The organism is Brevibacterium yomogidense (assembly GCF_016107685.1).
GTDB lineage: Bacteria > Actinomycetota > Actinomycetes > Actinomycetales > Brevibacteriaceae > Brevibacterium > Brevibacterium yomogidense.
Genome location: NZ_JABASY010000003.1, coordinates 43,517 through 59,379, shown reverse-complemented (window position 1 = coordinate 59,379; position 15,863 = coordinate 43,517). Strand labels below are relative to the sequence as shown.

Genomic DNA, 15,863 nt, shown 5'->3' with positions numbered 1-15,863 from the left:
CGCCCGCGCGCGGCGGGTAGGATCGGACCATGGCCATGATAGAGGACGCAGCAGGAAATGCGGCGCGCGATGCCTTCGGCCACGTCGGCACCGCGATGATCACCCCCTTCACCGCGGACGGCGCGGTGGACTTCGCTGCGCTGGAAGCGACGGCGGACCATCTCATCGAACGGGGCAACGACCTGCTGGTCGTGTCCGGGACGACCGGGGAGGCGTCGACGACGACCGACACGGAGAAGGCGGAGATCCTCCGCGCCGTCGTCTCCGCGACCGCGGGTCGCGCCAAGGTCGTCGCAGGTGTGGGGACGAACCACACGGCACAGTCGATCGCGCTGTCGCAGAGTGCGCGGGAGTGCGGAGCGGACGGCCTGCTCTCCGTCACCCCCTACTATTCGCGGCCCACGCAGGACGGGATCATCGCGCACACACGGGCGATCGCGGACTCGACGGACCTCCCCGTCATGCTCTACGACATCCCCGGGCGGTCGGCCGCACCGCTGACCACCCAGACCATCCTCGCCCTCGCTGAGCATCCGCAGATCCTCGCGGTCAAGGATGCGAAGGGCGCACTCGGTGCGACGCAGGACGTCCTCGCACACGGGACCATCGCCTACTACTCGGGGGAGGACGCACTCAACCTCCCCCTGCTGTCGATCGGTGCCGTCGGCGTCGTCTCCGTCGTGGGACATGTCGCCGCGGACCGCTACAGCACCCTCGTCTCCCTCGTCGCGTCGAATGATGTCGCGGCGGCCCGCCGGATCGCGGCGGACCTGGCACCCCTGGTGGACGCGATCATGAATCACATGCCCGGAGTCGTCGCCGCGAAGGCGGCGCTCGAACTCATGGGCGTCATCCCGACGCGCACAACGCGCCTTCCCCTGCTTCCGGCTGATGCGGAGCAGGTGGAGGCGGTGCGCCTGGCCCTGCAAAGGAGCGACTACCTCACGTGTTGACTTTCCTACCGGAGATCGGAGAGCCCAAGAAGGCTTCTCGCGATGCTCTGAGAATCGTGGCACTCGGCGGACTCGGAGAAGTCGGTCGCAACATGACCGTCTTCGAGTACAACGACAAGATCCTCATCGTCGACTGCGGCGTCCTCTTCCCTGAGGAGGAGCAGCCCGGCGTCGACCTCATCCTGCCCGACCTCACATACCTGGACGGCAAGTACGACAAGATCGTCGGGCTGGTCCTCACCCACGGGCACGAGGACCACATCGGAGCGGTGCCCTACCTGCTGCGCAAGCGCAATGACATCCCGATCCTCGGATCGACCCTGACACTGGCGCTCATCGAGGCGAAGCTCAAGGAGCACCGGATCAAGCCGATGACCCGGGTGGTGAAGGAGGACGACAAGGACCAGCTGGGTCCGTTCGACCTCGAGTTCATCGCGGTGAACCACTCGATCCCGGATGCGCTGGCCGTCATGATCCGGACGAAGGCGGGCAACGTCCTCCACACCGGCGACTACAAGATGGACCAGCTTCCGCTCGACGGTCGGATCACGGACCTCCGCGCCTTCGCACGCCTGGGCGAGGAAGGGGTGGACCTCTTCCTCACCGACTCGACGAACGCGGAGGTCCCCGGCTTCACCCCGTTCGAGAAGGACATCGGACCGGTCCTCGTCAACCTGTTCGCCCAAGCACCGCGCCGCATCATCGTCGCGTCGTTCGCGTCGCACGTGCACCGCGTGCAGCAGGTGCTCGACGCGGCGAACGCGCACGGCCGCAAGGTCGCGTTCGTGGGACGCTCCATGGTCCGCAACATGAAGATCGCCCAGGACCTCGGCTACCTCACCGCCCCGCCCGGCACGATCATCGACATGAAGCGGGTGGGCGACTACCCCGAGGACCAGATCGTCCTCATGAGCACCGGCAGCCAGGGCGAGCCGATGGCTGCGCTGGGTCGCATGGCGAACCGCAACCACCCCGTCGAGGTGGGCGAGGACGACATGGTCATCCTCGCCTCGTCACTGGTGCCGGGCAATGAGAACGCGGTCTTCCGCGTCATCAACGGGCTCATGAAGCTGGGGGCGAAGGTCGTGCACAAGGGGTCCGCGGACATCCACGTGTCCGGTCACGCCTCCGCCGCAGAATTGCTCTACACCTACAACATCGTGCAGCCGAAGGGCGTCATGCCGGTCCACGGCGAGTGGCGCCACCTGCTGGCCAACGGTGAGCTCGCGCACCAGACGGGGGTCCCGGAGGACCGGATCATCCTCGCGGAGAACGGCTACGCGGTGGACCTCGTGGACGGTGTCCCGTCCGTCGCCGGCGCCTACCCCACGCAGGACCTGTTCGTGGACGGATCGTCCGTCGGGGCGATCACGGAAGCGGACCTCAAGGACCGCCTCACGCTCGCGGGGGAGGGCTTCGTGTCGATCTTCATGGCGGTGGACGCCTCCCGCAGAGAGGTGATCGCCGGCCCGGAGATCCACACCCGTGGTGTCGCCGAGGAGGCGAACACGTTCGCCTCGATCGCGCCCAAGGTCGAGACCGCCGTGCTCGACGCGCTGCGGAACGGCACGAAGGACCGCCACCAGCTCCAGCAGATCATCCGGCGGACCATCGGTCGCTGGATCTCGTCGAAGCTGCGCCGCAAGCCGATGATCGTGCCGATGGTGGTCGTCCTCTGACACCTCATCGTCAGGCGGTGCGCTGATCACGTGCACGCACGGACGAACGCCCCGCCGGACCACGAGGTCCGGCGGGGCGTTCGTCCGTCACGACCTGGGCGGTCCGACTCGCGTCAGAACCCGCCGTCGACGGCCCAGCCCTCCGCGAGTTCGTCCGCGGTGGCCCGGAGGTGTGCGGCGACCTGGCTGTAGACGCCCGGTTCGAGCCGTGAACTGGGGCCGGACACGGACAGGGCCGCAGGAGCGGGGCCGCCGGGGACGGCCACAGCGAGGCACCGGACGCCGACCTCCTGTTCCTCGTCGTCGATCGCGTAGCCGCGCCGCCGGCTCACGTCGACCTCCTGCAGCACCGTGTCGACGTCGCGTGCGCCGAGCGGTGCCAGGAGGTCACGGACGCGGGCGTCCGGCATCGTCGTGAGGACCGCCTTGCCCACACCGGAGGCGTGGAGCGCCACGCGCCTGCCCACCTCTGTGAACATCCGCATCGAGCGATGCGAGGATGCCTGGGCGACGTACGTCATCGTGTCCTGCGTGAGGAACGCCAGATTCACGGTCTCCTCGAGACGGTCCACCAAGCGGTCCAGCGCCGGCTGCACCTGAGCCCCGGACTGCTGTGCGGCGACCGTGCCGAGCCGGACCAGCCTCGCCCCCAGGGCGTATCTGCGGTCGGGGAGCTGCAGGACGTACCCGCGGATGTTGAGGGTCGCGAGCAGGCGGTGGACGGTGGGGACCGGGAGCCCCGCCGCCTGGGCGATCTCCTTCGATCGGGCGATGCCACCGACTTCCGCGAGCGCCTCGAGCACGTCGATCGTCCTGTCGACGGACTGGACGATCGACGGGCGCGAGGGTGAGGTCTGGGTCGTCATGGTGCTCACCAGCGTAGCCCTGGTGAGCACCGACGGTTCCCCCGCATCACCGGTCGGCCGTCGCTTCCTCGACCGTTCCCTCCGGGCGGTCGGGGAGCAGCTCCTTGTTGGGGATGTCCTGCGAGCGGCGCAGGACGAAGAAGAGCGTGAGGAGACCGATGACGAGCAGCGCGAACACGATCGTGCCGAGGTTGAATCCTCCGCCGAACACGACGATGGACGCGAGGGCACCGGCCATGAGGCTGTACACGAGCATCGGGAGCACGGTCTTGCGGAGGATGATGCCCTCCTTGCCGAGCAGGCCGACCGTGGCGGATGCCGCGACGACGTTGTGGACGGCCACCATGTTGCCGGCGGCACCGCCCACGGCCTGCGCCGCGACGATCGTCTCCGGCGAGCTCACACCGAGGTTCACACCCGTGGCGAACTGGAACTGCGAGAACATGAGGTTCGACACGGTGTTGGAGCCCGCGACGAACGCACCCAGCGCGCCGGCGAAGGGCGCCACCAGCGGCCAGCCGCTGCCCATGGCGTTCGCAGCGGCCTCCGCCAGGACGAGTGGCATCGAATCCATTCCGGTCGAGTTGTAGTCGCTGCCGGAGTTGATGAACACCCGGACCATGGGGACCGAGCACAGGAGGGCGAAGGCCGCTCCCGCGATCTGGTTGCCGGCGATGCGCCACGCGCCCGCCACCTGCTTGGCCTTCATGCGCTGGAGCGGGATCGTCAGCAGCGCGGCGATGATGAAGAGCGCTCCCGGCGAGTAGAGCAGTTCGCTCGCCTGGCCGATCCCGGTGCCGAGGATGTCGTTGACCTCCACAGCGGCGGGGCCGTTGAGGAACTCCTTGAGCGCGGGGATGTTCCGGGTGAGGAGGAGCAGCGCGACGACGATGAGGTAGGGGGACCAGGCGAGGGCCAGGGGCATCTTCTTCTCGAGGACGACCTCTTCGTCCCGCGGGTCGACGGAGCCCATCCAGTGGGAGGGCCAGCGCTTGCGCGGTGCGAACTCCCACGTGTCCTTCGGCTGCAGGAACCCGGCGCGCGCAGCGGTCACGACGATGAGGAGCCCGACGAGTCCGCCCACCATGGAGGGGAACTCGGGGCCCAGGAAAATCGCGACGAGCAGGTAGGGGACGACGAAGGAGACCGCGGCGAACAGAGCGAACGGCGCGACGGCGAGGCCTGCTGCGAAGCTCTTCCGCTCGCCGAAGAAGCGGGTCATGAAGCAGACGAGGATGATGGGGATCATGAGGCCGCAGATCGCGTGGAGAGTGGCGACCTGGACGGCGGTGTGTGCGACGAACGCGGTCTGGTCCGAGATGCCGAGCTCGCTCATGCGGTCGAGGACCGGCTGGGGGAAGAGGCCCCCGTCGCCGGAGACCAGCCCCTGACCGATGCCGGTGAGCATCGGGGTGCCGACGGCGCCGAAGCTCACGGGGGTCGACTGGATGATGAGGCCCGCGATGACAGCGGCGATCGCGGGGAACCCGAGTGCCAGGAGCAGGGGGGCGACCACAGCGGCGGGGGTGCCGAAGCCGGCCGCGCCCTCGATGAAGCTGCCGAACAGCCACGCGATGATGATGACCTGGATGCGGCGGTCGGGCGAGATCGAGACGAATCCGGCCTTGATCGAGTCGATCGCCCCGGATTTCGTGAGCGTCGACAGGAGTACGAGTGCGCCGAACACGATCCAGAGGAGGCCCAGGGCGACGATGATGCCCTGGATGACGGAGGCGCCGACGGTGACCCAGGAGAGGCCCCAGGCGAACACCCCCACGAGCGCGGCGACGACCAGCGAGACGGGCATGGCCACGGTCGCGGGAGCACGGAAGACGAGTAGCAGGACACCTGCCACGAGGATGGGTGAAGCAGCCAGGAGCGCTGCTAGTGCGATGTTGTCCATGGGGAGTTCCCTCAAGAGTTCGGAGTCGGCGATGTGATCGCCGGTGCGGCTGTTGCTGTGGGGCGGGTCACTGTGAGGTTTCTATCACATCCCTGGTTGTTTGCCGTGAACGCGGGCCCGCAATCTCGCAGAGTGGACTCGAAGCGACGGGAAGCGAAAGAATAGTCCTGTTTCACGCCATGGATTCCACAGAGTGAAAACAAGATTTCACGAACGGCGACTTCGGGTGCTAGCGTTCACGGTGAGACGTGAGGACGGGCACCGTCCCGCTCGATGCCGACGGCGAAAGGCCACTCATGACCACCACTGCCTCCGCTGCACCTGCGGACGCCCCGATCGCGACGACACTCGACGAGCTGGCGGCTGCGCTGCCGCCGGGGGCTCTCATCACCGACCCCGTGAAGACGGAGGCGTACCGCCGCGACCGGGCCGAAGACCCCGACGCGGGCACCCCCGCGGCGGTGGTCCGCGCGACCTCGACGGAAGACGTCCAGGCCGTCGTCCGCTTCGCTGCGGCGACCGGCACCCCGATCATCCCGCGGGGCGCGGGAACGAGCCTGTCGGGTGGGTCCACGGCTGTCGACGGCGGTATCGTGCTGTCGCTGGAGCGGATGCGCGAGATCACGATCGACCCGGTGACCCGCACGGCCGTCACGCAGCCGGGTGCGTTCAACGGTGAGGTCAAGGAGGCGGCAGCTGAGCACGGCCTCTGGTACCCGCCGGACCCCGCGTCGTTCACGTTCTGCTCGATCGGCGGCAACATCGCCACGAACGCAGGCGGACTCTGCTGCGTGAAGTACGGGGTGACGACCGACTACGTCCTGGGGATGAAGGTGGTGCTCGCCGACGGCCGCGCCGTCGAACTGGGTGGGCCCCGTCTCAAGGACGTCGCTGGGCTGTCGCTCACGAAGCTCTTCGTCGGCAGTGAGGGCACCCTCGGGGTCATCACTGAGGTGACGCTCCGCCTGGTGCCCGAGCAGCGTCCGCCCCACACGCTGGTCGCGACGTTCCCCACCCTCGACGACGCGACGGCGGCTGTGCTCGCGATCACTCAGCGCATGCGCCCGTCGATGCTCGAGTTCATGGACCGTCCCACCATCAACGCGGTGGAGGACGAGACGAAGATGGGGCTCGACCGCGATGCGGCGGCGATGATCATCGTCCAGTCCGATGAGCCGGCCGGCTATGCGGGCGTCGAGATCGCCGAGGTCACGCAGCTGTGCGAGGCGAACGGGTGCTCCGAGGTGTTCTCCACCGACGATGCGGACGAGGGCGAGGCATTCATCGCCGCCCGGCGCATCGCGATCCCCGCAGTGGAGAAGAAGGGCACGATCCTCCTCGAGGACGTGGGCGTCCCGCTGCCGAACCTCGGCGCCCTCGTGCGCGGGATCGAAGAGATCTCGCAGCGGCACGACGTCCTCGTCGCCGTCATGGCGCACGCGGGCGACGGCAACACGCACCCGCTCGTCGTGTTCGACCCGACGGACGACGGGCAGCGCGCGCGAGCCCACCAGGCGTACGGCGAGATCATGGACCTCGCGGTCGCGCTGGGCGGGACGATCACCGGAGAGCACGGTGTGGGCCGCCTCAAGCAGCCGTGGCTCGCCGGCTACCTGGGCCCCGACGTGCTGGAGATCAACCAGAAGGTGAAGGACGCCCTCGACCCGCAGGGCATCCTCAACCCCGGAGTGGTCTTCGAGTCGAAGCCGAAGGCAGGCTCCGCAGGCACGGCCACCACGACACCGACGACAGCAGAGGCGACGATGACAGAGCAGGGCACCACCACCTCGGCGACGGGCGACGCAGTCGCGTTCTCCGTGCCGACCATCACCTACGACCTCGCGGCACGGGCCGTGAGCCTCACGATCGAGGAGGGCCAGAAGGCCGGCGTCCGCACCTGCGCGACCGTCGTCGACCCCGCCCTCCAGCTCGTGGCATACGGCCGGACGGACGGGATGACCCCGCACAGCGTCGAGACCAGCCGCAGGAAGGCGCAGACGGCGGCGTCGACGCGCCGCCCCAGCGCGCTCATCGTCCCGGAGCTCGCGCAGAAGCTGGAGCACGGCTCCGGCGGACTGCTCACGAGCATCGCCGGCGGCGTGCCGATCGCATTCGACGGCGTGGTCGTCGGCGGTCTGGGAGTCGCGGGCGGGAAGCCGGCCGAGGACGCCGTCATCGCCGACGCGGTGCTGGCCGCCCTGGGCGCCGACCCCGCCGAAACCGCGTCCTGACACGTCGCAGCGTCCTCACACGACGCGCCGCGACTGCCTCCCGCAGCGCGGCCCACAGCCAAACCCCTGCCCCTCCCACCACCCCCAACCAGAGGAGATGGACATGACCGCTTCCACCATCGAGCTGCCGGAAGGCCTCGAGATCACGACCGATCTGCCCGAAGGCGCAGAGAAGGTCCTCACCCCCGACGCGCTGTCCCTCATCGTGTCGCTGCACCGGAAGTTCGCCGCGACCCGCAAGGAGCGCCTCGCCGCACGTGTCGAGCGCCAGGCGCGCCTGGACGCGGGGGAGGAGCTCGACTTCCTCGAGGAGACCCGCGCGGTCCGCGAAGACGATTCCTGGCAGGTCGCCGCACCGGCGCCGGGCCTCGAGGACCGCCGCGTCGAGGTGACGGGCCCCACCTACCAGAAGATGACCGTCAACGCGCTGAACTCCGGCGCGAAGGTGTGGCTCGCGGACCAGGAGGACGCCAACACGCCCGCGTGGGACTCCGTCATCGGCGGTCAGGTGAACCTGCTCGACGCGACGCGCCGTGAGATCGACTTCGTCTCGGAGCAGGGCAAGGAGTACAAGCTCCGCCCCGACGAGGAGCTGCCGACCATCGTGGTGCGTCCGCGCGGCTGGCACCTCGAGGAGAAGCACATGAAGATCGACGGGCAGATCGCGTCCGGTTCGCTCGTCGACTTCGCGCTGTACTTCGCGACCGCCGGCCGTGAGCAGATCGCGAAGGGCCGCGGCCCGTACTTCTACATCCCGAAGATGGAATCGCACCTCGAGGCGCGCCTGTGGAACGACGTGTTCGTCCACGCGCAGGACGCGCTGGGTGTCCCGCAGGGCACGATCCGTGCGACCTGCCTCATCGAGACGTACCCCGCTGTGTTCGAGATGGAGGAGATCCTCTACGAGCTGCGCGACCACTCCGCGGGACTCAACGCGGGCCGCTGGGACTACATCTTCTCCGTCATCAAGACGCACCGCTCCAAGGGCGAGGACTGGATCCTCCCGGACCGCGGTCTCGTCACCATGACGGTGCCGTTCATGCGGGCCTACACGGAGCTGCTGGTCCGCACCTGCCACAAGCGCGGTGCGCACGCGATCGGCGGCATGAGCGCCTTCATCCCGTCGAGGGACGAAGAGGCCAACAAGAAGGCCTTCGACCAGGTCGAGAAGGACAAGTCGCGCGAGGCGGGCGACGGGTTCGACGGCTCGTGGGTCGCACACCCGGGCATGGTCGAGGCCTGCCGCGAGCAGTTCAACAAGGTCCTGGGCGACAACCCGAACCAGATCTCGAAGAAGCGCGAGGACGTGGCCGTCACCGCAGCGGACCTCCTCAACGTGAAGGACACGCCGGGAGACGTGACGGAGGCGGGCCTGCGGGCGAACATCGCCGTCGGCATCCAGTACGTCCAGGCATGGCTGAACGGCAACGGTGCGGCCGCGATCAACGGCCTCATGGAGGACGCGGCGACCGCGGAGATCTCGCGTTCGCAGGTGTGGCAGTGGCTGCACTTCGGCGTGACGCTGGCCGATTCCGGTGAGAAGGTCACGAAGGAGCTCGTCGACCGCCTCATCGCGGAAGAGGTCGCGAACCTCCCGGGTGCGGAGTCCGATTGGAAGACCTCCCGCGATCTCTTCGCGACCATGGCGACCCAGGAGGACTACGCGGACTTCCTCACGATCCCCGCGTACGAACTGCTGGGCTGAGTCGCCGGACCCGAGGGGTCGAGTCGCAGGACTCGAACGTCGGCAGCGCCGGGTGCATCGTTCATGGTGCGCCCGGCGCTTCGGCGTTCCCGGACCGCGCGGTCGTCGATGACGGTTGTCAACCAGACGGTCCGTTCGGGCGGTCGCTGTCCGTCGGTGCGCGTGGAGACCGTCGCCGAGGTGCCGGTCACCTCTTGTGGTAGAGGTCGGCCTTCCGCTGGTAGACGGGATCGCTGGTGACACGGATACCCAGACTGCGGAAGATCCCTTCGTCGACGGAGCCGAGGATCGTCGTCGTGTGCGCGTCCGTGTCGACGAGGTCGGCGAGGTGCGACAGCGCCTGCCGGCTGCTCGCCGACGATGCGGCGGAACCGGACAGGGCGATGAGCACCTCGTCGGTGTGGAGCCGCGGGTTCCGGCTGCCCAGGTGGGTCGTCTTGAGGGTCTGGATCGGTTCGATCGACTCGGGGGACAGCAGGTGTGCGTCGTCGTCGATTCCGGCCAGATGCTTGAGGGCGTTGAGCAGCATCGCGGCGGAGCACCCGAGCAGGGCGGACGTCTTCCCGGTGATGAGGGTGCCGTCATGCAGGCGGATGGCGGACGCCGGTGCACCGGTCGAACCGGCGAGCTCCCGGGCAGGTCCGACGACCGCGCGGTCCTCCACGTCGACCTCCGCGCGCCGCATGACGAGTCCGACGCGTTCGGACACCCCGTTCTCGGTATCCGCCCGTCGTTCCGCGACCCGTGCCTGGAACCAGCGGCGGATCACCTCCTGCGACGCGGCGTCGCGGCACACCGAGTCGTCGGAGATGCAGGCGCCCACCATGTTCACCCCCATGTCCGTGGGGGAGTGGTACGGGCTGCTGCCGTCGATCCGCTCCAGGAGCGCTGTGAGCAGCGGGAAGACCTCGACGTCGCGGTTGTAGGACGTCACCTGCTCGCCGTAGGCGCGCAGGTGGTAGGGGTCGATGACGTTGAGATCGTCCAGATCCGCGGTGGCAGCCTCGTACGCGAGGTTGACCGGGTGCTCCAGGGGCAGGTCCCACACGGGGAACGTCTCGAACTTCGCGTATCCGGACCGGATGCCCCGCGCGTGGTCGTGGTAGATCTGCGACAGGCAGGTGGCGAGCTTGCCCGACCCGGGCCCCGGTGCGGTGAGCACGACGAGGTCGCGGGAGGGCTCGAAGGACTCGTTCCGCCCGAACCCGTCGTCGCCGACGATCCTCCGCACATCCGTCGGGTAGCCGGGGATGGTCCGGTGGCGGACGGTGCGCAGCCCCAGGCGCTCCAGTCTGCTGCGGAACCCGTGCCCGGCCTCGTCCCCGTCGTCCAGCTGGGTGAGGACGACGCTCTCGACGAGGAAGCCGCGGGAGCGGAACGCGTCGACCAGGCGCAGGACCTCGTCCTCGTACGTGATCCCCAGATCCGCACGGACCTTGTGGCGCTGCAGGTCGCGCGCATTCACCGCGATGACGATCTCGAGTTCGTTTCGCAGCTGTTCGAGCATGGCGATCTTGGTGTCCGGGGCGAACCCGGGCAGTACCCGTGCCGCGTGCAGGTCGTCGAACAGCTTCCCGCCCATCTCGAGGTAGAGCCGGCCGCCGATGCTGCGCTGCCGCTGGCGGATGTGCTCCGACTGGGACGCGATGTAGCGCTCGCGGTCGAAACCGATCGGAGGCCCCTCCGGACGCGGTGACCCCTCTCCGTCGACGGGGCCGGCGGGGCACGTGGTGGCGCGGGACATCAGCGGGGCCTTTCGCGGACTGCAGGACTGTCGTGAAGCCTATCCGCTGTCGACGGCCACGGGTGGACCCGACAGGGTGTCACCGCGCGCCGCCCACACGCCGACAGCGGTGAATCCGACGCTGCGGCGCGCCCTGGCAATATCATGGGGAGCATGGCGACCCGTACGACTTCCCCCGCCAGCACCGGTCGCGCTCGCACGTCCTCGCGCTCCGCGGATGCCTCAGAAGCACCCCGCGGGCGCCGGCGGACCACGAACGCGCGCGGCGTTCCCGGGGGACCCGATGCCGACAAGGCCGCCGGGCGAGGCAACATCCTCACCGGCGCATGGATGGGAGTGGCTCACATGGCCGGCGACCGGACACGAAGGACACTCGACCCCGCAGAGAGCGCGGATGCCCCGACCCGCCGCGACGGGACGGGGTTCGCACTCATCGCGGCCGCGATCCTCATCGCCGCGTTCGAGTGGTGGCACATCCCCGGAGTCGTGGGGGACGGGGTCCGCTCCGTCGTCGAAGGCACGTTCGGGCGTGTCGCGCTCGCTCTGCCGCTCATTCTCCTGGCCTATGCGATCCGTCTCTTCCTCCGGGGCGAGGACACGCGCGGCAACAACAGGATCCTGATCGGCGTGCTTGCGCTCATCGTGGCGGCCGCAGGACTCGCCCACATCGTGGCGGGCAGTCCCAGCTTCGTGAATTCCCGTGAGGCGATGGCCAATGGCGGCGGCGCGATCGGCTACGTCGTCTCCTCGCCGCTCATCGCCGCGACGACCGTCTACGTGACCGTCCCGCTGCTGGTCCTGCTGGGCCTGTTCTCCTTCCTCGTGCTCACCGCGACGCCTGTGCGCGACATCCCCGCTCGCCTCGTGGCGGCGTACCACCGGCTGGTCGACGGTGCGCCGCGCACGGGTGATGCCGACTCGACCGACGACGACCTCGTCGCGACCGGCCGGACCACGGCGACCCTCAAGCCGATGGGCCGGAAGCGCGGCGCCCGCAAGAAGGCGGCCGACGCGGAAGCACAGCCACCGGCGCACGAGGCGGAGAAGGACGTCGCGTACGACAAGGCCTACATCCATGAGGCCGATGTCGCGGATGCTCCCGCCGAAGGGTCGCGGCAGAAGGACGCGGACGTCTACGACGTCGACGCGAACGAGGCACCGGCCTATCGGCCCGGCGAGCGCCGACCCACGAAGGCGGAGAAGGAGTCGGCGAAGCTGCGTCGCGCGGTCGGCATGGACGACGAGACCCAGGTGCTCACCGACCGTCGGTCGGGCGGTCAGGCGGCTGCGGGCTCGGCGGGGGACGAGAGCGACACCGCGCGAGTGCCCACCGTGTCCACTCCTGCACCGCAGGCGACGGGGGAGGTGCCGCAGCGCGTCGCCCAGCTCGAGCTCAACGGTGACGTCACCTACACCCTTCCGCCGTCCGACGCACTCACGGCGGGCCCTCCGCCCAAGGAGAGGTCCGAGGCGAACGATCGTGTCGTGGCGGCGCTGAGCGACGTCATGGAGCAGTTCAAGATCGACGCGGAGGTCAGCGGGTTCTCCCGCGGCCCCACGGTCACGCGCTACGAGGTCGAGCTGTCGCCGGGGACCAAGGTCGAGAAGGTCACCGCGCTGTCGAAGAACATCTCGTACGCGGTCGCCAGCGCCGACGTCCGCATCCTGTCGCCGATCCCCGGCAAGAAGGCGATCGGCATCGAGATCCCCAACACCGACCGCGAGACGGTCTCCCTGGGCGACGTGCTGCGGTCGAACGCCGCACGCAAGACCGACCACCCGATGGTCATGGGCGTGGGCAAGGACGTCGAGGGCGGGTTCGTCGTCGCGGACCTGTCGAAGATGCCGCACCTCCTGGTCGCGGGTGCGACCGGTGCGGGCAAGTCCAGCTTCATCAACTCGATGATCACGTCGATCATGATGCGGGCCACCCCTGACGAGGTCCGGATGATCCTCGTCGACCCCAAGCGGGTCGAACTCACGATCTATGAGGGCATCCCGCACCTCATCACCCCGATCATCACGAACCCGAAGAAGGCCGCGGAAGCACTCGAGTGGGTGGTGCGGGAGATGGACGCGCGCTACGACGACCTCGCCCACTACGGCTTCAAGCACGTGAAGGAGTTCAACAAGGCCGTCCGGGAGGGGCGCATCACGCCGCCGCCGGGCTCCGAACGCGAACTGAACCCGTACCCGTACCTGCTCGTCGTCGTCGACGAGCTCGCCGACCTCATGATGGTCGCGCCGCGCGACGTCGAGGCGAGCATCCAGCGCATCACCCAGCTCGCGCGAGCCGCAGGCATCCACCTGGTGCTCGCGACGCAGCGTCCGTCCGTCGACGTCGTCACGGGACTCATCAAGGCGAACGTGCCGTCCCGTCTGGCGTTCGCGACCTCGTCGCTCGCGGACTCCCGTGTCGTGCTCGACCAGCCGGGCGCGGAGAAGCTCATCGGTCAGGGCGACGCGCTCTTCCTGCCCATGGGGGCTGCGAAGCCGATGCGCGTGCAGGGTGCGTGGGTGAACGAATCGGAGATCGAGGAGGTCGTCGAGCACGTCAAGGCGCAGCTCGCACCGAACTACCGCGAGGACGTCGCGGTCGAAGCGCCCAAGAAGCAGATCGACGAGGAGATCGGCGACGACCTGGACCTGCTGCTCCAGGCGGCGGAGCTCGTCATCACCACCCAGTTCGGATCCACGTCGATGCTCCAGCGCAAACTCCGCGTGGGCTTCGCGAAGGCCGGACGCCTCATGGACCTCATGGAGTCGCGCGGTGTGGTGGGTCCGTCGGAGGGGTCGAAGGCGCGAGATGTGCTGGTGCGCCCCGACGACCTGCCGGGGACGCTCGCCGTCATCCGCGGGGAGGACCCGCCGGACACGGGCGGACCCGGAGCCGCTGCGGACACAGCGCCCGGCGGCTGCGGCCCCGGCGGCGATTCCGACGACGATGGCCCTGCGCATGCGGGGCGCGACGCGGGCAGCGGTCGGATGTACGACGACGAATCGGGTCTCGAGATCGTCGAGGAGTCGTCGGACGATGCATGGGAGCTGACGGGGCGGTGACGTGAGGACCTCCGAGGACGGCGACGGCCGCATCCCGGCGCCGTGCGGTGGACGGATAGGCTGGAGCACGTGAACGACCGGACTCGCGACGCGCCGCCGCCCAGCAACTGGAACCTGCCCAACGCCCTCACGGTGCTGAGGATCCTGCTGGTGCCGGTCTTCCTCGTCGTCCTCCTCGCGGAGGGCGGGACGGAACCCACGCTGCGGGTCTGGGCGTTCGCCGTGTTCGTCGTCGCGATGGTGACCGACTGGGTCGACGGGGCCCTCGCGCGGCGGTGGGACCTCATCACCGATTTCGGGAAGATCGCGGACCCCATCGCGGACAAGGCGCTGATGGCGGCGGCGCTCATAGGACTGTGGATGGTGGGCACGCTCCCGTTCTGGGTGCCTCTCGTCATCCTCGTGCGCGAATTCGGGATCACCGTCCTGCGCTTCGTCATCATCCGCTGGGTGGTCCTGCCCGCCTCGAAGGGCGGCAAGATCAAGACAGTCCTCCAGACCGTGGCGATCGGCCTCATGCTGCTGTGGGTGCCCGTCCTCATCGGGCTCCCCGCGATCGGCGTGGCCTGGACCGTGGTCGCATGGCTCGCGATGACGGCGGCGATCATCGTCACGCTCGTCACGGGCGTGGACTACTGCGTGAAGTCCTACCGCCTGGTGCGGGAGGCGAAGGCCGCGTGACCTCGTTGGCCGCTGAAGCGGTGCACGCCCTCACCCACCGCTCGCTCACGCTCGGGACGTGCGAATCGCTCACGGCGGGCCTTCTCGCCGCGACCGTCGCCACGGTTCCCGGAGCATCGGCTGTGCTGCGCGGAGGACTCGTGACCTACAGCACCGAGCTCAAGACCACGCTCGCCGGGGTGGACGCGGAGCTCCTGGCGGTCCGGGGCGCGGTGGACCCTGACGTCGCACGCCAGATGGCACTGGGAGCGCGTACGGTGTGCGGTGCGACGATCGGGGTCGCGTGCACCGGCGTCGCGGGACCCGACCCGCAGGACGGGCGACCCGTGGGCTGCGTCCACATCGCGGTCGCGACGGGATCGGACCACGTGGTCGCGCGGGAGCTGTCGCTCTCGGGGGACCGGGAGGACATCAGACGGGCGACCGTCGGGGCGTGCCTGTCCCTCGTGCTCGAAGTGCTGTGATCGACTGCGGTCGGCAACGGAAGGCGGTTCGAGAGCGGGTGGCAGTCCGGGCGCGGGCGATGCTGCCGACGTCCGCCCGTGCGGCATGGAGGAACGTGTCAGGGGCCGCCTGTAGGGTGATGGGAACAGAATCCGACCTCCACCTGTTGAACGCACTGTCACGACACACTCCACTGTCGTGGTTCGAGGCCCGCCGGATGTACCGCACAGTGCGGATGCCCGGCAAGAAAGGATCCGCATGACTCTTCTGCGAATCGAGATCGGCGATGCGCTGCGCACCGCGCGCCGTCGTCAGGGCCGGACGCTGCGCGAAGTGTCGTCCGATGCCCGTGTGTCGCTGGGCTATCTCAGTGAGATCGAACGCGGCCAGAAGGAAGCGTCCTCGGAGCTGCTCGCGTCGATCTGCGGTGCTCTCGAGATGCCCGTATCGATCCTCCTGCGCGACGTGAGCGATCGGTTCGCACTCGACGAGGGCGTCGCGATCCCCGACACCGTTCCGGTCGAACTCTCCCGGCGCGTCCTGTCCGAGGACACCCTGGCGGACGGTCCCGCCATGGCCGGCCGCGTCTGATCCCCG

At 68.9% G+C, this 15,863-nt stretch carries 11 protein-coding genes; 8 read left to right on the top strand and 3 right to left on the bottom strand.

What is annotated here, in order from left to right; translation table 11 throughout:
- Window positions 1-29: 29 nt before the first annotated feature.
- Both dapA and JFC09_RS08725 read left to right on the top strand, forming a co-directional pair.
- The gene (gene dapA / locus JFC09_RS08730; protein ID WP_198393640.1) at window positions 30-953 is read left to right on the top strand and encodes a 4-hydroxy-tetrahydrodipicolinate synthase; all 924 of its coding nucleotides are present in this window, start codon (window positions 30-32) and stop codon (window positions 951-953) included.
- Window positions 947-2,632, top strand: coding sequence for a ribonuclease J (locus JFC09_RS08725; RefSeq protein WP_198393639.1), 1,686 nt, complete (start codon window positions 947-949; stop codon window positions 2,630-2,632). Before dapA ends, JFC09_RS08725 begins: the two co-directional genes overlap by 7 nt.
- Window positions 2,633-2,745: 113 nt before the next feature.
- Here the strand turns inward: JFC09_RS08725 and JFC09_RS08720 are convergent, their stop codons facing one another.
- Together JFC09_RS08720 and JFC09_RS08715 are read right to left on the bottom strand one after the other, a co-directional pair.
- The gene (locus JFC09_RS08720) at window positions 2,746-3,498 is read right to left on the bottom strand and encodes an IclR family transcriptional regulator (protein WP_198393638.1); all 753 of its coding nucleotides are present in this window, start codon (window positions 3,496-3,498) and stop codon (window positions 2,746-2,748) included.
- A 46-nt stretch (window positions 3,499-3,544) separates the two neighbouring features.
- A complete protein-coding gene (locus JFC09_RS08715) occupies window positions 3,545-5,401 on the bottom strand; it encodes an L-lactate permease (protein ID WP_198393637.1) in 1,857 nt (618 codons plus the stop codon).
- Between the two features lie 296 nt (window positions 5,402-5,697).
- Here JFC09_RS08715 and JFC09_RS08710 point away from each other — a divergent pair, with 296 nt between their 5' ends.
- Together JFC09_RS08710 and aceB are read left to right on the top strand one after the other, a co-directional pair.
- Window positions 5,698-7,632, top strand: a complete 1,935-nt coding sequence (locus JFC09_RS08710) for an FAD-linked oxidase C-terminal domain-containing protein (protein WP_198393636.1) — start codon at window positions 5,698-5,700, stop codon at window positions 7,630-7,632.
- Window positions 7,633-7,735: 103 nt separating this feature from the next.
- A complete protein-coding gene (gene aceB, locus JFC09_RS08705) occupies window positions 7,736-9,337 on the top strand; it encodes a malate synthase A (RefSeq protein WP_198393635.1) in 1,602 nt (533 codons plus the stop codon).
- Between the two features lie 187 nt (window positions 9,338-9,524).
- Here aceB and JFC09_RS08700 read toward each other — a convergent pair whose 3' ends face one another.
- A complete protein-coding gene (locus JFC09_RS08700; RefSeq protein WP_198393634.1) occupies window positions 9,525-11,081 on the bottom strand; it encodes a DUF1846 domain-containing protein in 1,557 nt (518 codons plus the stop codon).
- 345 nt (window positions 11,082-11,426) lie between these two features.
- Between JFC09_RS08700 and JFC09_RS08695 the strand changes: the two genes are divergently transcribed.
- The 4 genes from JFC09_RS08695 (at window position 11,427) to JFC09_RS08680 (ending at window position 15,857) form a co-directional block, all read left to right on the top strand.
- Window positions 11,427-14,141, top strand: coding sequence for a DNA translocase FtsK (locus tag JFC09_RS08695; protein WP_198394032.1), 2,715 nt, complete (start codon window positions 11,427-11,429; stop codon window positions 14,139-14,141).
- 69 nt (window positions 14,142-14,210) lie between these two features.
- The gene (gene pgsA, locus JFC09_RS08690; RefSeq protein ID WP_198393633.1) at window positions 14,211-14,822 is read left to right on the top strand and encodes a CDP-diacylglycerol--glycerol-3-phosphate 3-phosphatidyltransferase; all 612 of its coding nucleotides are present in this window, start codon (window positions 14,211-14,213) and stop codon (window positions 14,820-14,822) included.
- On the top strand, window positions 14,819-15,286 hold the full coding sequence (locus JFC09_RS08685) for a CinA family protein (protein ID WP_332839711.1): 468 nt from the start codon (window positions 14,819-14,821) through the stop codon (window positions 15,284-15,286). Before pgsA ends, JFC09_RS08685 begins: the two co-directional genes overlap by 4 nt.
- A 178-nt stretch (window positions 15,287-15,464) precedes the next feature.
- A complete protein-coding gene (locus JFC09_RS08680; protein WP_425548459.1) occupies window positions 15,465-15,857 on the top strand; it encodes a helix-turn-helix domain-containing protein in 393 nt (130 codons plus the stop codon).
- The last annotated feature ends 6 nt before the right edge of the window (window positions 15,858-15,863 follow it).